The sequence below is a fragment of the Gordonia sp. PP30 genome, from assembly GCF_023100845.1.
GTDB lineage: Bacteria > Actinomycetota > Actinomycetes > Mycobacteriales > Mycobacteriaceae > Gordonia.
In genome coordinates, this window is record NZ_CP095864.1 from 793,642 (window position 1) to 813,403 (window position 19,762).

Below are 19,762 nucleotides of genomic sequence, written 5' to 3' on the forward strand. Positions count from 1 at the left end.
CCCGGATTGCCCTCGGGTGCGGACATCGGGGCGTTCGGCTCCTGTCCGGGTGGCTCTCGGGTCGTGCGCTGAGGTGTGACGCCTGGTCTCACCGGTGTTACGCCCGGATCACCGCGCGCTCACCGGTCCGGGGCATCGTCGTGTGCGAACGGACGGTGGGTCAGCATGGGTGAACCTAAACGAGGAGGTACCCCATGCCCATCACCGACCGGCAGATCACCCTGCGCTTCCTGGCCGCGCCGACCGATGTCGCCACGCTCGGCGGGGGCGTCCGCGGCGGCCGGATTCTGGAGTGGGTCGACAAGGCCGCGTACGCCTGCGCGGCGGCGTGGTCGGGCGGCTACAGCGTCACCGCGTACGTCGGCAACATCAGTTTCGGCCGGGACATCTCGTCCGGCGACATCGTCGAGGTGACGGCCACGCTGGTGCACACCGGCCGCAGTTCCATGCACATCGAATGCACGGTCGGCTCGGCCGATCCGCGCGAGGGGACCTTCCACGCGGCGAGTTCCTGCCTGCTCGTCTTCGTCGCGGTCGACGACGGCGGGCGCCCCACGCCGGTCCGCCAGTGGCAGCCGGTGCTCGGTGCGGACGTCGCCAAGAGCCGGGAGGCTCAGGAACGCGCCGAACGTCGTCGCCGGATCGAGGCGGCGATGGAGCTGGCGGACTACCGGGCGTCCTCGGCGGCGCTGGACGCGGGCACCCGCTTCCTGGCGGCGCCGACGGACATCAACTGGGGCGGGAAGGCGCACGGCGGCCGGGTGATGAGCTGGATCGACGACGCCGCCTACCTCTGCGGCGTCCGCTGGTGCTCCGGGGAGGTGGCCACCGCGTACATGGGCGGGGTGCGGTTCTATCGGCCGATCCACATCGGCCAGGTCGTGGAGGTGTCGGCGCGGCTGATCCACACCGGGCGGCAGACCATGCACGTCGCCGTGCACGTCCGGGCGCACTGGCCGCGCGAGGGGAGCGAGACCTCGCGGCTGGCCGCGCACAGCCTGACCGTGCTGGCGGCGCTCGACGGCGCCGGCGACGCCACGTCGGTCAAGCCCTGGCGTCCGCAGCTGCCGGGCGACGTCGCCCTGGATCTGCACGCGCGGGAGCTGATCGCGATTCGGGGGCGTCGGGAACCGGCCAGCCAGCACCGGATGGTCGAGATCTGAGCCGGGCCGGTATCGCGGGAGGGTCAGCCGATGACGCGCTTGAGTTTCGCGGACAGGCGGGGCGTGAGGTCGCCCTCGCCGTCGAGGCGTTCCTCCACGTAGGCGAGGTCGCCGTCGGGGACCAGGCCGTAGAGGCGCTTGGCCGCACCGGTGTGGGCGCCGGTCTCGGTGCGGATGGTGACGTCGGTGGTGAGGTTCCACGACGTCTGGTTGAGCGGCCGCCCGTAGTAGAGCTCGATGGAGCCCTCGGCGTGGGTCAGCAACAGCTCGATGGTGTCGTCGTCGCCGATGCGCCAGAAGCCGGATTCCCGCAGGTCGGGGCGGACGTAATCGCCGTTCTCGTCGAGTACCCACGAGCGCGACTGCCAGGAGAGGTAGTTGCCGCCGTCGTGGCTGACGATGATCTGCTGGCCGAACGCGTAGTCGTCGCCGGTCAGCGGGTGGTGGCCTTCGCCCTCACCCTTCCAGACTCCGACCAGCGGAAGCAGGCCGAGAAGGCCGGGATGCAGGTCGGGCCCGAGGCGCAGATTCGCGGTGTCGATGGGCAGCGGAAGGTCGCCGACCGTCGGGACGTTCTTGTCCGCGGTGTCGGCGGCGCGCTGCTCGGCGTCGGCGATGGCCTCGTTGCCCGAGCGCGTCATGACTCGTCGGAGACCAGGCGGTAGATGACGTACAGCGAGGTCCAGATGATCAGCAGCGTTGCCAGTCCCAGCAGAACTTCGAAGAAGATAACCACACGCCGATGATACCGCGCCGGGCGTGACGATCAGAGTCCGCCCGGGCAGCTATGGCCGATCCCACTGCCGGGCGGTCGCGGGTACCGTGGCGGCGTGACTGAGCGACGGATCCTGCGCCCCGGTGACACCGGCGTGAACCCCTATTCTCTGCTGACCGCCCTGGTGGTGCCGCGGCCGATCGCCTGGGTCGCCACCCGCGATCGCGACGGTGTCGGCAATCTGGCACCGCACTCGTTCTTCACCGTCGCCTCGCATCGGCCGCCGATCATCGCGTTCACGTCGATCGGTGTGAAGGACACGCTGCGGAACATCCTGGCGACCCGGGAGTTCACCGTCAGCCTGGTCAGCGAGGACCTGATGGTCACGGCCAACGACACCAGCGCCGGTTTCGGCCCGGAGGTCGACGAAGCCGAGCACGTCGGTCTGGCGATGGCGCCCAGCAGCGTCGTCGCTCCGCCGTTCGTCGCCGCCAGTCCGGCCGCCCTGGAATGCCGGCTGCACACCACCGTGGGCTTCGGGGCGTCGACCATGATCTTCGGCGAGGTGGTCGCCTTCAGCATCGACGACGACGTGCTCGACGGCGAGCACCCCGACTTCGGGAGGCTGCGGCCAGTGTCCCGGCTCGGCCGCGACGAGTGGGGCCTCCCGCCCGAGGTGGCGCGCCGGGCGCGCCCGGACTGACGACCCCGTCCTGGGCGATGTGTCGCGGATCTTGTCGCGGGCCGACAGACGTAGTGAATCTTGCCGGATCTCTCATGGACTCCGCGACAGATTTCGGCGTCGACAAGATCCCGACAGATCGCCCCGGGCGGTGTCCGCGGTGTGGAGGGCTTCTGAGAGTCTTGCAGTGCAAGAACTCGAAAGCCCCGACCCGCCATGAGGCGGATCGGGGCTTCGACGAGCGAAGAGCTACTTCGCGACGGTGACGTCCTGGTTGTGGATGCCGGGGCCTTCGGGGCTGACCGTCACGTCGCCGTTGCCCTGCGAGCTGAGCGCGCGGAGCGTCCAGGTGCCGGGGGCGGCGAAGAAGCGGAAGTCGCCGGTAGCCGAGGCCACGACCTCGGCGGTGAACTCGCCGGTGCCGTCGAGCAGACGCACGAACGCGCCGGCCACGGGGGTGCCCGCACCGTCGACGACCTGCCCGGTCAGGACGGTCTCCTTCTCGACGTCGACGCCGGCCGGGATGGTCTGACCCTGCTTGGGGGCTGCGCACATAGCAGTTGTCCTCTTTCTCAGATCTCGATCGGAACGCCGACGAGCGAGCCGTACTCGACCCAGCTGCCGTCGTAGTTCTTGACGTTCTTCTTGCCCAGCAGCTCCTGCAGCACGAACCAGGTGTGGCTGGAGCGCTCGCCGATGCGGCAGTAGGCGATGGTCTCCTTGGCGTCGTCGAAGCCCTTCTCCGCGTACAGCGCGGTCAGCTCGTCGTCGCTCTTGAAGGTGCCGTCCTCGTTGGCGGTGGTCGACCACGGGATGTTGATCGCGCCGGGGACGTGGCCGCGCTGCTGCGCCTGCTCCTGGGGGAGATGCGCCGGCGCGGAGATCTTGCCGGAGAACTCGTCGGGGCTGCGGACGTCGACCAGGTTCTTGACGCCGATCGACTCGACCACCTCGTCGCGGAAAGCGCGGATCGAGGCGTCGGCCGGCTGCGCGACGTAGGTGGTGGCCTCGCGCACGACGGTCTCGCCGTTCAGCGGGCGGCCGTCCAGCTCCCACTTCTTGCGGCCGCCGTCGAGCAGACGGACGTCCTTGTGGCCGTAGGTCTTGAAGTACCAGTAGGCGTAGGCCGCGAACCAGTTGTTGTTGCCGCCGTACAGCACGACGATGTCGTCATTGCCGATGCCGCGCTCACTCAGCAGCTTGGAGAAGCCGTCGGCGTCCAGGAAGTCGCGGCGCACGCCGTCCTGCAGGTCCTTGCGCCAGTCGAGGCGAACCGCGCCCGGGATGTGGTTGAGGTCGTAGATCGAGGTGTCCTCGTCGACCTCGACGAACACCACCTCGGGGTTGTTCAGATTCTGCTCAGCCCAGTCGGCGCTGACCAGCACATCGGCACGTGCCATGGTCGATCCTTTCATCGGTGGTTGCCACTGGGACCCGACGGTACAACAGCTCGCCGACGGTCCTGACCGACGAGTTCAGTAGGTGCCGGGGGTCACCGTGCCCGAGGGGGCATCGCCGGCCAGGATCAGGTCGCTTCCGCGGGTGAATGCACTGGTCGGGGCAGTTTTCCACGCCATCGGGAGGATCGGCAGCGTCGTTGAGAAGAGTTTAAGTACGCGTGAGCGAAATTCCGGCGGGACGTCGTCGGAGAAGTGTTCTTCGGGCCCGGTGTAGAAGTCGGTGGCCTGAATCCGGAGGCGTCCCTCCTTCACGAAAACCCGTGCGGTGACACTCACCTTCACCTTCGGATGGTGGTATTCCGACGCCGACGGCGGGTACTTGCCGTCGTACGGCGGCGAGCCGGGCAGCGGGACGGTGCCGCTGAGCATGATGCCGTCGGTGCGCTCGATCAGACCGTCGCCCGGACCGCCGCCGCCGACCTTGCCCTTCGGTGCGGGGCTGTTGATATAGAGGTCGATGATGTTCATCAGCCGGCCCAGGTTCGGCGAATTGACGCGCGTCTCGGCCACCATTCGATGGAAATGGATGGGTGACGTCGGTGAGACGTCCCAGACGTTCCCGACGGTCGGGTGATACAGCCGCGCGCCGACGTCGACGGTGCAGCCGCCGAGGTCGCCGCAGTCGTCGATGCCGACTCCGCGGGCGCTGATCGTCATCTTGGGCAGCGCACCGCTCGACATCTCGGTGAGGAACGGGCGGCCCGAGTAGACCACCTCGGGTTCGTAGGTGATCATGGGCGACGACATCAGTGCCCGCGCCATCCGATGCTCCGCCCGTGAGGCGGTGATCAGGTCCGCGATCAGGGCGATGACCAGCAGTGCGACCACCACGACCACGGCCGCGGCGACGCTCCGGCGAGCGCGTACGGCACCGGTGATTCGGGTCGGAGGGGTCATTGCCGCTATTCTGTCACTAGAGTTTTACGGAGCTGCGGCCAGCGTCGATCGACAGCCCACACGCAAGGCCACCTCGAGATCGGAGTGGTAGTGGACCTGTTGCTGTTGACCGACGAGGACTCCGCGGACGCGGTGCTCTCCTCTCTTTCCCTGCTTCCGCACCGTGTGCGGGTGCTTCCCGCGGACACTTCCGCCCTCACTGAACTCGGTGACGCCGAGGTGATCGTGGTCGACGCCCGGCGTGACCTGGCCGGCGCGCGGGCGCTGTGCCGTCTGCTGCAGGGGGGGCGTGCACGGCTGGCCGCCGTCCTCACCGAGGGTGGTCTGGTCGCGATCACCGCCGACTGGGGTATCGACGACTTCCTGCTCCCGGAGACCGGACCCGCCGAGCTCGACGCCCGGCTGCGGCTGCTGGTCGCCCGCGGTGCCGGCGGTGACGCCGAGCCCGACGACCGGGTGACCCTCGGTGAGCTGGTGATCGACGAGGCCACCTACACCGCACGACTGCGCGGCAAGCCGATCGACCTGACGTACAAGGAGTTCGAGCTCCTCAAGTTCCTGGCGCAGAACGCCGGCCGGGTCTTCACCCGCGCGCAACTGCTGCACGAGGTGTGGGGTTACGACTTCTTCGGCGGCACCCGCACCGTCGACGTGCACGTACGACGACTTCGCGCCAAACTCGGCAGCGACCACGAGGCCCTGATCGGGACCGTCCGCAACGTCGGCTACAAGGCGGTCCGTCCCCCGCGCGGCCGCGACGCCGCCCCGGACCAAGAACCCGACGACGAGGCCGGCTGACCGTCCCCCTCGGGGTCGCGTGTCGCCTGCCGACCTGCGCACCCTCGCTTGCCACACGGTCGCGATACCCGTGGTGTGCCCGCGACGCCCGCCGCGATCGCGACACCAGCGGGAGTCGCTTCCCTGACCGGTGTCGCGTCTGCAGTTCGACTGTCGCGCCCGCGCCGCCATCTGGCTCTCGCGGCGCGTCTCCTCCATGTCGAGTGACTCTTCACGCCGATCGGGTGGCTCTTCATGCTGGTCCAGCAGAGTCGAAAACGCCTACTCCCGGGTGATTATGAAACAGACCGAATGTACAGAACTGTGTAACCGTGTTTGGATCTTTGATGCCTATTGTCGCGGTCTCGGGATTCTGGCCGGAATGCCGCGGATCTTCTGATAGCGTCCTTGCGCTGTAAGCCGGTGCGGCCATGTGTACTGGCAGTTTCTATTGGTGAGGGTGTCTCTGTGATCGGTTTCTCGCGTGTGGGTGTGGTATTCGTCGCGGCGGTGATGGGCCTGACGGCAGGGGGGGTGGTATCGCTTCAGCGTCGAATACCATCCGATTTGTGGACAAGTCGGTCGCTAAAAAGTTGCCGGACGGGTGGACGCTGACGGCCCGCAAGCTCGATGAGCGGCTGGTGCGGGTGCATCCGCTGAACAATGCGCCGCAGACCTCGCGGGAGGGATTCCTGTCGGTGCGGGGCGCCGCGGGAATCACCGGGACGGGGACGTCTCCGGTGCGGGCGGCGTCGGTCGGTATCGCTCTTGAATATGGCTGCCAATTAGCCTTGGATGGGGTCACCATCGGGGGCTCAGCGGGTCCGCAGTTGGGACTTTCGGTGAGTTGGCCCCCGGGGCCACGATCGGCGGTCAGGCCATGGGCACGGTGACGGCGAACTTCCGGCCCGGCACCATGGAAACGATCGAGCTGGCCTCCCGGCCGCTGTCCGGCCCGACGGGCGGGATCGACATCGACAATGTGTCGATCCGGGTGACCGGATGTGCCGGTACGGTCGCCCTGCGTGTGATAGTTCGCGCGGCGGTCAGTACATCGAACAATGATTCGACTGTGCACGTGTACTCGAAGGCGCACGTCCTGTGAGCGCGCCGGAGACGACCGCGCCGGAGACGGCCGCGGCCGCCGCCGTTCAGACGGACCCGATCGCCGTGTCGCCGCCCACCCCGGTACCGGGGCCGACGGGTGAGCAAGGCCCGTCCGGGGCTGGGGCACGGACGGTGCCGGTGGTGACGATGGTGTTGTTCCTGGCCGGGTGTGTGGTGCTGGTTCTGGCGGCGGTGAACATCCTGCATTTGCCCGAGTGGTCGAAGCGGTGGGGACAGGTGTGGGTGTTCCTGGTGTTCTTCCTGGTGATGGCGATCGCCGGTCGCTGGTTCTGGGCTGGGATCGATGCCATCATCGGCGCGTTGCGCGGACCGAAGCAGTGAACGCGCGGCGAGTATCCCGCCGCTTGCTGTGGGTGCGGGCCGGTGCAGCTGGCGTGATCGTCGCCGCCGCCGGAATTCTCGGTGCGGCCGCCGGGTCTGGTGTGGCCGGTGCGGATGCGTTGTGTGATCAGATGCGGGCCCAGTACGGGCCGAACTGGCCGTGTGTCAGTGTGCCGAACTACACCCCGCCCACCCAGGAGCCGTTGCCGACCGTGCCCGGGCAGACCGGTGCTCCTGGTGGTGGGGGAGGTAACTTCGGTGCCGATCCGGGTGCGGGCCCGGGGGTGGGGAATGGGACGCCGATCGTGCCCGTCCCCGGGGCGACACCGCTACCCGCGGTCCCTGGCAACCCCGGCGGTACCGGTGGTGAGGTGCCTACCGGTCCTGGTGTTCCGGGCCGGACGCCGGCGCCCGCCCCGGCAACGAGGCCCGCCCCGACGGCGCCTGCCCCGACGACGGTGCCCAATCATGGTGGTCCCGTTCTTCGTCCCGCGCCCGCCGATCCGGCCGATCCGGATTCGGGTGGGATTCCGGTCGAGGCGTGGCTGCTGGTCGCTGGTGCGGCGCTGGCCGGCTCCCATCCCCGTGCCCGGTCGTGGCTGCGGCGGGGTGGTTCCACCCGGGGGCAGATCGGCCCGAGTCGTCTGGTCTTGATCCATGATGAGACCTCGCCCACGACGTACCGGTTCGCCACCAACACCCCTGATGGTGGGCACACGACGATCAATCGTATGGTTCGGCCACCTTGTACGACCGTGTGAACCGTCCTGGTCCGGTTGGAGACCTGGATTAGGCCACCTCGGTGTTGAGGCGGCGTTCTGACGGTAGCGCTCCTCATGGTCAGTCGGCGAGGTGTAGCCGATCGCTGAGTGCAGGCGCTCGGTGTTGTACCAGTGCACCCAGGCGGCGGTCGCACGTTCCACCTCGGCACGGCCGGTCCAAGATCGGGACCGTTCACCGTCGATCAGCTCGGTCTTGTACAAGCCGATCGTCGACTCCATCAGCGCATTGTCGAGCGCGTCGCCCACGGAGCCGATCGACCCGGTGATCGCGGCCTCGCGGAGCTCGGTGGAGAACGCAATGGACGTGTACTGGCTACCGGCGTCGCTGTGGTGCACTAAACCTGTTGGGGTGAAGGTGAATTCACCTCGTCGGCGAGTGAAGAGGGCTTGCTCGACGACACTGGTCACCAACGGGGTGTGCTTGCTCGACATGACCCGCCATCCCAGGATCCGGCGAGAGAAGACGTCGACGAGGAACGCGGCGTAGACGAAGCCGGCGAGGGTCCACACGTAGGTGAAGTCGGCCACCCACAACTGATCGGGCGCAGTCGGCCGGTTCCATTGCCGCTCGACATGATCGGGGAACCTTGGTGCCCGATCATCGCCTCTGGTGGTGATGGTGCGATGCGCGCCTCGAACGGCGCCGGAGATGCCGCTGACCACCATCAACCGGGCCACTTGATCACGCCCCATCGCGTGGCCGGCGTGCCGCATCGCGTGCCAGAGCTTGCGGACTCCGTAGACGCGACGATTGCGGTCGTAGACCTGGAACACCGCGTGCGCGGCGTACGCCTCGGCCAGCACGACCTCGGAGACCGCGCCGGTCTTCTTGCGTGCGTAATAGGTTGACGGGGCGATCGCCATGCCGTGCTCGGTGAGCACGCGGCAGATCGGGTCGACCCCGAACCGTTCCCGGTGAGCGTCGATATAGTCGACGATCACCGCAGTCGGCGGTCGACCTCCGCCGCTGCGAAAAACGCTGACGCAGTCTTCAAAATCTCGTTGGCCCTTCGCAATTCAGCATTCTCCTTCCGGAGGGCCTTCAGCTCAGCCGAGACCGACGAGCCCGATACTGCATCGCCCGACGACCCTGCTGCTTCGTCGGCGTCGATCCAGTTGCGCAGAGTGGCGGGATTGATATCGAGGAGAGCGCCGACGTGTCGGCGGGCGCCAAGCTTGGACTCGCCGTCGTTCTCCTTCAGCCGGTCGTGATACATCCGGACGGCCCGCTCACGGGTCTCCTGATCGAACTTGCGTGGTGCTGCCATGATCGCATTCTCCTGGTGCGTTCACGGTCTCCACCAGACCCAGGACGGTTCAGTGACGGGAACGTGGTTCGCAGCTACGCGCGGCCCTGGGCCTTCGATTCGGCAGGGCGGCCACAGAAGACCTGGTACGAAGTCGACCAGAACGGCGACCTCATCCAGCACGTCGAACCCGCCGACAACGCCCTCTACCCGATCCTGGCCGACCCCACCGACACCGCCGTCGCGGGCGGCACCGCTGCAGCGATCGCCGCAGGCGGAGATCCCGCGGTCATCGCGGTCTCCGCCGCGGCCCTGGCAGCCACTGATAGTGGCGGCATTGAGGACGATCAGGACCGGGCGCAGATGCAGCTCTTGGATCCCTTCGGCGATCACGGCGATCCTGGTCAAGGGCCGCGCGAGCGCCCCGCACCAGGTCAGCACACAGACTTCGGTCAGACCGCCCCGATGCTGTATGGCGGTCAACTCGACAACATGCTGATCGAGCGCCGCAACGACGACGGATCGGTCACCTACCTCAGACGCGACACCGATCAGACCGGAACAACAACCGAGCGCCCGGTCGACCACCTGGAGATCTCCGAAGAAGGGCCCGTCTACTACTTCGACGACGGAACCGCCACGAACGGCGCCGGAGACACCGTCGAGAAGATCGACGGCGTCTACTGGGTCATCAAACCCGTGAGCGACCGCACCACCGAGATGACCGCACTCATCAACGGCAAGACCGTACGGGTCACACAGACCCGATTGCCGAACGGGAACCTGATGGTGACGGGACCAGGATACTGGCGGCGAATATACGATTTTGACGGCAACCTACTCAGCGAACAACAGCTAGACCCCGGCCGGGTCGTCGCTGACAGCTCGACCAACCGCTTCATACTTTCCGCCGTCCTGACCCGCGGAATTGGACCAGCCGCTAGAGGCGGGATGGCACTATGGAGACTTCTTCGAAAAGGCAAGGAGAAGCCCTCTGTCAAGACCGGATTGCGCGGCGGTCGGAGTGGTAGAGGAGCTTCCGAACGGCACAGGTCGATAGTCGAGAAGGGTGCTGAAGGCGGGTCGAAAGGTGTTGAAGTAGTAACGCGTGGGGCTGGGACCGTTCGTAAGTCGGGGGACGCCTTTCTTGATATCATACAGAAGATCGGGGGTCGGCCTGCTGGCCCCCTCACCACTGGCCAGCGGGTTCCTGAGGCGCCTCGGGTGTTGCCGGGCGGTCCGCCGCACATTGAGGGTGGTTCACTGCTTGTGTTCGGTGCGGTTCTATTGACATTGCTACTCAACTGGATAAAGGGGCTGATTCCACATGGAGGGAAGTGAAGAGTTTCTTACTGTGGTGAGGGACGACGTGCGGATGGATCACATCCGGAGCATGGTTGCCAACGCTTTGCTCTGCCGAGAAGAAGAACTTCATCAGCAAATCAAGACAATGATGTCGTGGACTGACGCCGACGCAGTCCTATATGTGTGCGGAGCTGCGGGCGCGTGGTGGGCGGCGAGAGCATGTCGTGAGGAGTCGGGAATGGATAAGCGCAGGTTGGGGGCTTGGTGCAGTGCGCTTCATCCGTCTGTGGGCGGGTACTCTGCCGTAGATTTCACATATGTCTACGACCTGATAGCAAGGCTGATAGGCGCAGATCGGCGAATTCCAACGGATCCAGCGACTGGACAGTATGATTCAATGTTCAATGTGCATGCGGCTTTCGGAACATTTCTATATGGAACAAACCCCTGGCGAGATGACCTGTGGCAGGAGATGATTGAGGACATGCGAGGTTGGGGTCCCCTTGAGAATTCTTAGCCGGAAGACTGTGAAGCGTGACATCGACGAGTTGCGATCGAGGATGGATGATGTCTGGGATCGTGTTCCTGTAGCGCAGGATAGAACTACTCTGATTGAAGAGTTTATTCGAGAAGTCTTCGGGAGTCGAAGCATTGTGCTTGCGCGAGCCGCAATGTCTGTGACTCTCATTCGGGTCGATCAGATACGGCGCAGTGCGTTCAGCGATGGCGGCCGTGCTCCACAGGCTCTGGCGGGAAGTTTACCGGCCGACGATCTTGCGCGATCCATTGGAGCGGCGATCGCACCCCGAGCGCAGGTTTTCGGGGAGGCGTTTGATGAATCGAATATGGTGCAGACAGTTGCCAGAATACTCGCGGCCGGGGCGCGCGGGGGGATGACTGACATCGGTACATATGATGATGACTTCGAACTTATTTCGGCACTGCTCCTGTCATTGACGGTCAACCTGGACGACTGGGAGGAGATCTACAGTATGCATTCTTCGCGCGATGTCCGGCGCCGATTGGCAAGGGCGTCTGAGATGTTTAATTCCCTAGCCGGGGACTAGGAGAGTGCAGGATTTATCTGACGTTCGAGTGGAGATTTTGCGCCGTTATTGCGCTGATCTAGTGCCGCGTGTCTTTAGTTAGTTTTCGGTTGGGCTTTCTTCAGGATGTCGTCGGCGGTCTTGGTCCAGACGAAGGGGTGTTTGCGGTCGTTCCAGCCGCTGATGAATGCCCGGATCTTCGCGTTGAGGTCTTTGACTGAGGTGAATACGCCACGGCGGATCGCTTGCCGGTCGATGATGCCGAACCAGACCTCGACGAGGTTGAGCCAGGATCCGGAGGTCGGGGTGAAGTGCACGTGCATGTTCGGGTGCTGGACGAGCCAGTCGCGGACTTCGGCCTTCTTGTGGGTGGCGTAGTTGTCCATCACCAGGTGCAGTTCCTGGCCGGGGTAGGTGCGGTCGATCTGTCGCAGGAACGACAGGAACTCCTGGTGACGATGCCGTGGCTTGACTGCGCCGGTCACTTGGCCGGTCGCGATGTCCAGGGCGGCGAACAACGTGGTCGTGCCGTGCCGCTTGTAGTCATGAGTGCGGCGTTCGATCTGCCCGGGCCGTATCGGCAGCATCGGCGCGGTCCGGTCCAGGGCCTGGATCTGCGACTTCTCATCGACGCACAGCACGATCGCGTTCTCCGGCGGTTCCAGATACAGGCCGACGACGTCGGTGACCTTCCCGGCCAGCTCCGGGTCGGTGGAGAACTTGAAGGTTCCCGACCGCCACGGCTGCACACCGTACTCGCGCCACGCGCGTGCGATCGTGGCGTTCCCGACCCCGAGATGGGCGGCGAGCAACCGTGAGGACCAGTGCGTGACCCCGTACTTCTTCGGAGGCGGCATCAACGTGGCCGACACGATGTCGGCGTGATCGATACGCCGGGGCCGGCCGGGCCGATCAGCATCGAGCAAGCCGGCCATCCCGTCGTGCAGGTACCGGTACCGCCACTTGCGGACCGTCGGGATCGACACCCCGACGACGTCGCTGATATGCGAGTTCGCCCACCCCTCAGCGGCCAGCGCCACGATCCGCGCCCGCCTCACCACGCCAGCCGGCGTCGAGGTCGATCGCAGCAACCGATCAAGCTCAACATCATCGCCCTCACGCAATTCCAGTGCCGGGGCCGGAGAATTCGCCATAACCCATTCTCTCAACCCCGGAACAGGAAACTAATTAACGCCACGCGACACTAGTGGTGGGTGGAGTCACCAGTCGGCGGCGCGGTCTATGTGAAGGAGAGTGATGCGATCCTCGACGGATTCTCTGAGGCGGTCACGTCGTCCTCGCCTGATTGCCGTCGCCGTGCTTGTCCGGCTCTTCAACTCTGAGAGTGCGTAGGTGGGATCTGGGCTGACCGGGCGTGGGCACAAGATGTAGGCGGGTCCTGGGTGTGAAGATGGAAGTTCCTACACACCCATTTTCACGCCACAGGACCCATGAGCGAGCTTACTGCCGATGTTGCTGACACGATCTGCCGAACCGTCGAGCTGGGGGTGACGATCACCGGCGCCGCTGTCGATGCCCGCGGCCGCACGCACTTGTGGTGCCGGGTGCTGCAGGCCGATCGGCATTGTCCGGGCTGTCAGATCGCCGGCGACCTGCGTGATCACGCCGACCGCGTGCTCACTGATGTGCCGATCAGCGGCCATCCTGTTGTTCTGCATGTCGCGGTGCCCCGGTTCGTGTGCCGTACCAGCGACTGCCCACGAACGATCTTCCGCGGCGGGATCGATCATGTCGCCGCGCCCCGGGCCGTGGTCACCGCCCGGACCACACGCTGGATCCTGCAACGCATCGCGATCGACAAGATGAGCGTGAAAGCGGTGGCCACAGCGCTGGGCCTGGCGTGGAAGACAGTCAACGCGATCGCCGTGAGTGCGGCCCGGGCCCTGGTCTACGACGGCGGCCACCTCGACGGTGTACGGCACCTGGGCGTCGATGAGCACAAGTGGAAACACGTTCGCGGACAAGGAGACCCGAGCTTCGTGACCGTTCTGATCGACTTGACGCCCGTGGTCGAGGGCACCGGCCCGGCTCGGCTGCTGGACATGATCGGCGGCCGGTCAGCGCAGGTCCTCAAAGACTGGATGAACACTCGTGACCAGCGATTCCGCGACCGGATCACAGTCGTGGCCATGGACGGATTCACCGGCTACAAGACCGCCACCAGCCAGGAACTCCCCGCCGCCCGGGTCGTGATGGACCCGTTCCACGTCGTCGCGCTGGCCGGAAACAAGCTCGATCTGTGCCGCCAACGCGTTCAGCAGCAGACATGCGGGCACCGCGGACGCGCCGGTGACCCGTTGTACACGATCCGCCGGATCCTGCACACCCGTACCGGGTTGCTCACCGCCAAGCAGAAGATCCGGTTGTACGAGTCGCTGACCAGCCATGACGCGCACGTCGCGGTCGAGATCACCTACCAGGTGTATCAGCAGCTGATCGCCGCCTACCAGCACCCGCAGCGCCGCGAGGGCAAGAAACTGATGTGGAAGGTCCTCAAACGCATCCAGACCGGACTCCCCGCCGGGCTAGCCGAACTCGCCCAACTCGGGCGAAGTCTCTGGAAACGCCGCGCCGACATCCTGGCCTACTTCGATACCGGAGTCTCCAACGGACCCGTCGAAGCCATCAACGGCCGCCTCGAACACCTCCGCGGAAGTAGTGCCCCATAAGGTGGTGTAACTCGGTGGCCGAGATCGTCTCCGACTTCGTGTCGGGACGGACGTAGAGCGGCCACCGTGTGATCCTTCGAGTCAACCGTCTAAAGAATCCTCGAACGGAGTCATCACGATGACCGCACCTCATATTGTCGACCCTGCAGGCCTGCTTGGCCAAGCCCTCGCCGACGCGTCACCGGATCTGATGCGCGAGCTGCTGCAAACCATCATCAACGCCCTGCTTTCCGCCGATGCCGACGCTGTCTGCGGCGCCGAGTGGAACGCCCGCTCGGCTGAGCGCACCAACTACCGAAACGGCTACCGCCACCGGCCCCTGGATACCCGCGTCGGAACCGTCGATGTCGCCGTCCCGAAACTGCGCTCGGGTTCGTACTTCCCCGAGTGGCTGCTCGAGCGCCGCAAGCGGGCCGAATCCGCCCTGATCACCGTCGTGGCGGACTGCTACCTTGCCGGAGTATCGACCCGCCGGATGGACAAACTGGTCAAGACGCTGGGCATCGACTCACTGTCCAAATCCCAGGTCTCCCGCATGGCCACCGAACTGGACGAGCAGGTCGCCGCCTTCCGACACCGCCGCCTGGACGAGGCCGGCCCGTTCACCTTCGTCACCGCCGATGCGTTGACGATCAAGGTCCGCGAGAACAAGCAGGTCGTCAAGGCTTCAGTGCTGCTGGCCACCGGCGTCAACGGCGACGGCCACCGCGAAGTCCTCGGGATGCAGGTGGCCACCAGTGAGACCAAGGCCTCATGGAACACCTTCTTCGCCGACCTGGTGGCCCGCGGCCTGGACGGAGTCCGGTTGGTGACCTCCGATGCCCACGCCGGACTGGTCGAGGCGATCGCGGCGAACCTGCCCGGCGCCGCCTGGCAGCGCTGCCGCACCCACTACGCCGCCAACCTCATGGCCACCTGCCCCAAGAGCATGTGGCCGGCCGTGAAAGCCATGCTGCACAGCGTCTACGACCAGCCCACCGCCACCGCGGTGCATGAGCAGTTCGACCGGCTCCTGGAGTACACCGAAGACAGGCTGCCCGAGGTCGCCGACCACCTCGACGATGCCCGCGAGGACCTGCTGGCCTTCACCGCGTTCCCCGACGACGTATGGCGTCAGATCTGGTCCAACAACCCCACCGAACGCCTCAACCGTGAGATACGACGCCGCACCGACGTCGTGGGGATCTTCCCCAACCGAGACGCGATCATCAGGCTCATCGGCGCCGTCCTGGCCGAGCAGACCGACGAATGGGCCGAAGGCCGCCGATACCTCGGCCTCGAAGTCCTGAGCCGCTGCAGGCTGACCCTGACCACCGACACAAACACCGACTCGACGACGGAGGTGACCACCGATGACCTGATGCAAATACCAGCCTGACCACCACCGAAGGATCAACAACGAGTTACACCACTACTTGGGGCTTGACCTCCGCGGAATCGCCCAGGGCTTCCGCAACCTCGACCACTACATCTTGCGATCCCTCCTGCACTCCGGTCAGCTCGCCGAACACATCAACGCACTCTGAAAGGCGAAGAGCCGCTTGTCCTCGTTGCGCTTCTGGCAGTGAGCGTTGCGCTGTTGTGGCCGAGGGCGAAGACCGCAGACCTTTCCGGCCTGCTCCTGACCGCTCAGGAGCTTCCGGTGCCCTTGGCTGATTACGGGCAGAGTGGAATCCAGTCGATGGGCAGACCGGATAGATCGGTGATCGAGGACGTCGAAGCTCTCGAGACTCGGCCAGCCGAATGTCAGGAGCGGAAGATGAAATGGGTGAAGTCGATCAGGAGTGAGAACACCTACGGAAGTCGTGTCACCGGCATGCTTGATCGGCGCACCGACGTGAGCATCTCGGTATTCAGCGGAGAGACGGCGCAGGACACTGAGCTTCTGGAATCGGCGGTGGCTGGACAATGCGGGCACGTGCTCGTGATCGATCACAGGACGGATGACCCATACCAGTTGATCTCGGCGACAGTGCTGGCCCCGCCGCCGTGGATGCGGGCCTTCGCCGCCTCGACCGTGTACGAGCAACTATGGAGTGAATGGTCTTCTCGTCCTCCCGTTGGGCCGCCTTGGCAGTCGGTGAATTTCTCGTCGCGGGTACGAGTGGGTTCGTTGACGGTGCAGCTGGTCGCGACCAGGTACGCCACAGATGATTCGTTGAGCTGGTTCGATCCCGGCGTCCGCCAGACCTTCTTGACGATTCTGGAAGCTCAGGCGAAGAAGGTTCAGGTGCATCAGCGCCGCACGTGACGGTGTGGGCCGGCGTGCCGGATCCGAAGGTGCGAGCCGCTGGACACGCACGACATGTCCACTACCGTGGAGCCTGTGACACCGACGACGCCTCCGCGCACCCATCGCGGCCCTCTGTCCGCTGCCGATCTGGCCGACGTCCGGGGGGTGATCGCCCGGGCCGAAGCCGCCGACGGCGTCGCGCCGCTGTCCGAACAGTTCCGGCTCGCGCTCCAATCGCCGGACGGACTGCACCTCCTGTCGCCGCACGGGTACGCGGGGATCGTCGTCGCACCGTCGGGGGAGGCCGCGGTGGAAGGCGTGATCGATCCCGAATACCGCGGAAGCGGTGAAGGCGCGCTGCTGATCGCGGCGGCGCTCGGCGAAGCACGACATGCCGGTTCCGGTTCCGCCCCGTCCCTCTGGGCCCACGGCGACCTGCCCGGGGCCGCGGGACTGGCCCGGAACCTCGGCCTCGAACGCGTCCGCGAACTGCTGCAACTGCGTCGCGCGCTCCCGCCGGCCGGGGCGGGGGCGCTCCCACTGCCGCCGCTGCCGGGGCGCGACGACATCGTGCTGCGCACCTACGCGGGACCGTCGGACGACGCCGAGATCCTGCGCGTGAACAACGCCGCGTTCTCCTGGCATCCGGAACAGGGCGGCTGGACGCAGCGCCAGATCGACGACCGGACCGGGTCGGAGTGGTTCGATCCCACGGGGTTGTTCCTGGCGTTCGACGCGCCGGCGGACCGGGGGCCGTCTTCCCTTCGACACGCCTCCTTCGTCGGCGGCTCAGGGGGCGGCGACGGGGCGGGGGGCGACGGCACGGGGGACGGGAAGCTGCTCGGTTTCCACTGGACCAAGGTGCACCCGGCGGGGGAGAAGGGCCCGGAAGCACTCGGGGAGGTGTACGTGGTCGGCGTCGATCCCGACGCTCAAGGACGCGGGCTCGGATCCCTGCTGACCCTCGCCGGCCTGCATCATCTGGCCGATCGCGGGCTCACCGAGGTGGAGCTGTACGTCGAGGGCGACAACGTCGCCGCACTCTCCACCTATCGCCGCCTCGGCTTCACTCCCTACGCGATAGACGTGGCCTACAGGTGAACGGGTTCGCCGCCCGGGCGTCAGCTGTTCGTATTCACGACACCTGACGGATCGTTCGGGCTCATCGGGCGTCGATAGCTTCGCAGTGTTGTCGAAGCAATCGAAAGGCTTTCACCCGCATGTCTGCGATCTCCAAGACCACCGCCCGTACCTCCGCCGCACTCTCGGTGGCCGTCGCCGCGGGGCTTCTGCTGTCCGCGTGTGGCGGCTCCGGGAGCCAGACCACCGTGACCGGTGAAGGCGCCACCTCGCAGCAGAAGGCGATGACCTACTTCGCCGACGTGCTCACCAAGAACAGCGACGTCGTCCTCGACTACACCGGTTCGGGTTCGGGCGCCGGCGTCAAGAAGTTCATCGCCGGCGACGTCGACTTCGCCGGCAGCGACTCGCCCCTCAAGCCCGACGAGGCCACCGACGCCAAGAAGCGCTGCGGCGGCAACGACGCCTGGCATCTGCCGCTCGTCGCCGGCCCGGTCGCCATCGCGTACCACCTCGACGGTGTCGACAAGCTCAACCTCAACGCCGCCGTGCTGGCCGGGATCTTCGACTCGAAGATCACCAAGTGGAACGACCCGAAGATCGCCGCGCTGAACCCGGGCGTCAAGCTCCCGGACACCGCCGTCGTGCCGGTGCACCGCACCGACAGCTCGGGCACCACCGAGAACTTCACCCGCTACCTCAGCGTCGCGGCCCCCGCCGAGTGGACCCACAAGCCGAGCAAGGAATGGGCCGGTCAGGGCGGATCGGGCGCGGCCAAGTCGACCGGCGTCGGCGACACCGTGAAGAAGACCCCGGGCGCCATCACCTACGTCGAGTGGGGCTTCGCGACCGAGAACAAGCTGGGTGTCGCCAACCTCGACTTCGGCGCCGGCCAGACCGAGCTCACCGCGCAGTCGGCGGGTAAGGCCCTGGAGAACGCCAAGTTCGCCAACCCGGGCAGCAAGGACCTCGTGGTCGACACCGACGCGCTCTTCGGGCTCTCCGAGGAGGGCGCGTACCCGCTCATGCTGACCACCTACGAGATCGTCTGCTCCAAGGGCTACTCCGACTCCAAGACCGGCCCCGCGCTGAAGACCGCGTTCAGCACGATCCTCGACAAGGGCCAGGACGGCCTCGCCGACCTGGGCTTCGTACCGCTGCCCGCGCAGTTCACCGCCGCCCTGCGCGGCACGGTTGACGCACTCGGATGAGTAGCCCCGAGCTGATGGCGAGTCCGCACGCCGCTCCCGCCCCGGTCGTCAAGAACGACGACCGGGGCGGCCCGGAGCGCCCGGACAGCCCGCTGACCAAGGTCTCGCACCTGGGTGACCGGGTGATGGCGACCCTGGCGACCGGCTCGGGCATGCTCGTGTCAGCGGCGATCGGCCTGATCGCGCTGTTCCTGCTGATCCAGGCCGTCCCCGCGCTCGCCAAGAACACCGAGAACTTCTTCACCTTCACCGGGACGTGGGTGGTCTCCGGCAGCGAGCTGAAGTTCGGTATCCCCGCGCAGTTCTACGCCACCGTGCTGGTGTCGGTGATCGCCCTGATCATCGCCATGCCGGTGTCGCTCGGTATCGCGATCTTCGTGACCGAGTACGCGCCGCCGAAGGTGGCCGCGCCGATCGCGTACGTCGTCGACCTGCTCGCCGCCGTGCCGTCGATCGTCTACGGCCTGTGGGGCATCCTGGTCCTCGGCCCGGCGATGGTCGGCCCCAACAAATGGCTGGTCGACACCCTCGGCTTCCTCCCGTTCTTCCGGCAGCCGCAGAACGTCGCCAACATGTCGACCGGCGGCACCCTGCTCACTGCGGGCATCGTGCTCGCCGTGATGATTCTGCCGGTGATCACCGCCGTCACCCGAGAGGTGTTCACCCAGACCCCCGGGGGTCAGCGCGAAGCGGCCCTCGCGCTCGGTGCCACCAAATGGGAAGTGGTCCGCACCGCGGTGCTGCCGTTCGGCTTCTCCGGCTACATCAGCGGCTCCATGCTGGGCCTCGGCCGCGCGCTCGGCGAGACCATGGCGCTGCTGCTGATCATCTCCAGCGTCGGCCCGATCAACTTCAACCTGATGGAGAGCGGCGAGACCTTCGCGACCGTCATCGCCAACAACGCCGCCGAGTTCGACTCGCCGGTCAAGACCGGCGCCTACATCTCGGCCGGTCTGGTGCTCTTCGTCCTGACCTTCATCGTCAACGCGGCCGCGCGTGGCGTGATCTCCCGGAAGGGCTGAACC

At 66.2% G+C, this 19,762-nt stretch carries 16 protein-coding genes, 3 pseudogenes and 1 other annotated feature; of the genes and pseudogenes, 13 read left to right on the top strand and 6 right to left on the bottom strand.

Annotated elements, in window-relative coordinates:
* Positions 1-194: 194 nt before the first annotated feature.
* Positions 195-1,163, top strand: coding sequence for an acyl-CoA thioesterase (locus tag MYK68_RS03610; RefSeq protein WP_247866361.1), 969 nt, complete (start codon positions 195-197; stop codon positions 1,161-1,163).
* A 23-nt stretch (positions 1,164-1,186) separates the two neighbouring features.
* Here the strand turns inward: MYK68_RS03610 and MYK68_RS03615 are convergent, their stop codons facing one another.
* Positions 1,187-1,804 (bottom strand): heme-binding beta-barrel domain-containing protein, encoded by a 618-nt coding sequence (locus tag MYK68_RS03615; RefSeq protein WP_247866362.1) that lies wholly within the window; start codon positions 1,802-1,804, stop codon positions 1,187-1,189.
* Between the two features lie 189 nt (positions 1,805-1,993).
* Here MYK68_RS03615 and MYK68_RS03620 point away from each other — a divergent pair, with 189 nt between their 5' ends.
* A complete protein-coding gene (locus tag MYK68_RS03620; protein WP_247866363.1) occupies positions 1,994-2,581 on the top strand; it encodes a flavin reductase family protein in 588 nt (195 codons plus the stop codon).
* Between the two features lie 228 nt (positions 2,582-2,809).
* Here MYK68_RS03620 and MYK68_RS03625 read toward each other — a convergent pair whose 3' ends face one another.
* From MYK68_RS03625 to MYK68_RS03635, 3 genes are all read right to left on the bottom strand, one after another.
* On the bottom strand, positions 2,810-3,115 hold the full coding sequence (locus MYK68_RS03625) for a DUF1416 domain-containing protein (protein ID WP_247866364.1): 306 nt from the start codon (positions 3,113-3,115) through the stop codon (positions 2,810-2,812).
* A gap of 17 nt (positions 3,116-3,132) precedes the next feature.
* Entirely contained in the window at positions 3,133-3,960 is an 828-nt protein-coding gene (locus MYK68_RS03630) for a sulfurtransferase (RefSeq protein ID WP_247866365.1), read from the bottom strand.
* A 75-nt stretch (positions 3,961-4,035) separates the two neighbouring features.
* Complete coding sequence (locus MYK68_RS03635) at positions 4,036-4,917, bottom strand: LmeA family phospholipid-binding protein (protein WP_247866366.1); 882 nt, start codon at positions 4,915-4,917, stop codon at positions 4,036-4,038.
* 90 nt (positions 4,918-5,007) lie between these two features.
* On the opposite strand from MYK68_RS03635, the gene MYK68_RS03640 reads away from it, so the two are divergent.
* The 3 genes and pseudogenes from MYK68_RS03640 (at position 5,008) to MYK68_RS03650 (ending at position 7,143) form a co-directional block, all read left to right on the top strand.
* Positions 5,008-5,715, top strand: coding sequence for a winged helix-turn-helix transcriptional regulator (locus MYK68_RS03640; RefSeq protein ID WP_247866367.1), 708 nt, complete (start codon positions 5,008-5,010; stop codon positions 5,713-5,715).
* A gap of 626 nt (positions 5,716-6,341) precedes the next feature.
* Positions 6,342-6,799, top strand: a pseudogene (locus tag MYK68_RS20825) (MspA family porin).
* A complete protein-coding gene (locus MYK68_RS03650) occupies positions 6,796-7,143 on the top strand; it encodes a hypothetical protein (RefSeq protein ID WP_247866368.1) in 348 nt (115 codons plus the stop codon). Before MYK68_RS20825 ends, MYK68_RS03650 begins: the two are co-directional and overlap by 4 nt.
* 800 nt (positions 7,144-7,943) lie before the next feature.
* On the opposite strand, the pseudogene MYK68_RS03655 reads toward MYK68_RS03650, so the two are convergent.
* A pseudogene (locus MYK68_RS03655) lies at positions 7,944-9,193 on the bottom strand (IS3 family transposase); the annotation flags it as partial.
* Positions 8,775-8,906, bottom strand: a sequence feature (AL1L pseudoknot). (Overlaps the previous pseudogene by 132 nt.)
* Positions 9,194-9,256: 63 nt before the next feature.
* Between MYK68_RS03655 and MYK68_RS03660 the strand changes: the two are divergent.
* Positions 9,257-10,513: a hypothetical protein gene (locus MYK68_RS03660; RefSeq protein ID WP_247866369.1), complete on the top strand. Its 1,257-nt coding sequence runs from the start codon at positions 9,257-9,259 to the stop codon at positions 10,511-10,513.
* Between the two features lie 491 nt (positions 10,514-11,004).
* The gene (locus MYK68_RS03665) at positions 11,005-11,544 is read left to right on the top strand and encodes a hypothetical protein (RefSeq protein WP_247866370.1); all 540 of its coding nucleotides are present in this window, start codon (positions 11,005-11,007) and stop codon (positions 11,542-11,544) included.
* 74 nt (positions 11,545-11,618) lie between these two features.
* Here MYK68_RS03665 and MYK68_RS03670 read toward each other — a convergent pair whose 3' ends face one another.
* Positions 11,619-12,677 carry an IS630 family transposase gene (locus MYK68_RS03670; RefSeq protein WP_247866371.1) on the bottom strand — a complete coding sequence of 353 codons (1,059 nt, stop codon included), beginning with the start codon at positions 12,675-12,677 and terminating at the stop codon, positions 11,619-11,621.
* A gap of 297 nt (positions 12,678-12,974) precedes the next feature.
* On the opposite strand from MYK68_RS03670, the pseudogene MYK68_RS03675 reads away from it, so the two are divergent.
* From MYK68_RS03675 to pstC, 6 genes and pseudogenes are all read left to right on the top strand, one after another.
* Positions 12,975-14,198: pseudogene (locus tag MYK68_RS03675) on the top strand (ISL3 family transposase); the annotation flags it as partial.
* A 133-nt stretch (positions 14,199-14,331) separates the two neighbouring features.
* A complete protein-coding gene (locus MYK68_RS03680; RefSeq protein ID WP_247865287.1) occupies positions 14,332-15,591 on the top strand; it encodes an IS256 family transposase in 1,260 nt (419 codons plus the stop codon).
* 186 nt (positions 15,592-15,777) lie between these two features.
* Positions 15,778-16,464, top strand: coding sequence for a hypothetical protein (locus tag MYK68_RS03685; protein WP_247866373.1), 687 nt, complete (start codon positions 15,778-15,780; stop codon positions 16,462-16,464).
* 54 nt (positions 16,465-16,518) lie between these two features.
* On the top strand, positions 16,519-17,547 hold the full coding sequence (mshD, locus tag MYK68_RS03690; RefSeq protein WP_502798299.1) for a mycothiol synthase: 1,029 nt from the start codon (positions 16,519-16,521) through the stop codon (positions 17,545-17,547).
* Between the two features lie 119 nt (positions 17,548-17,666).
* A complete protein-coding gene (pstS, locus tag MYK68_RS03695) occupies positions 17,667-18,737 on the top strand; it encodes a phosphate ABC transporter substrate-binding protein PstS (RefSeq protein ID WP_247866374.1) in 1,071 nt (356 codons plus the stop codon).
* A 14-nt stretch (positions 18,738-18,751) separates the two neighbouring features.
* A complete protein-coding gene (pstC, locus tag MYK68_RS03700; RefSeq protein WP_247867913.1) occupies positions 18,752-19,759 on the top strand; it encodes a phosphate ABC transporter permease subunit PstC in 1,008 nt (335 codons plus the stop codon).
* The last annotated feature ends 3 nt before the right edge of the window (positions 19,760-19,762 follow it).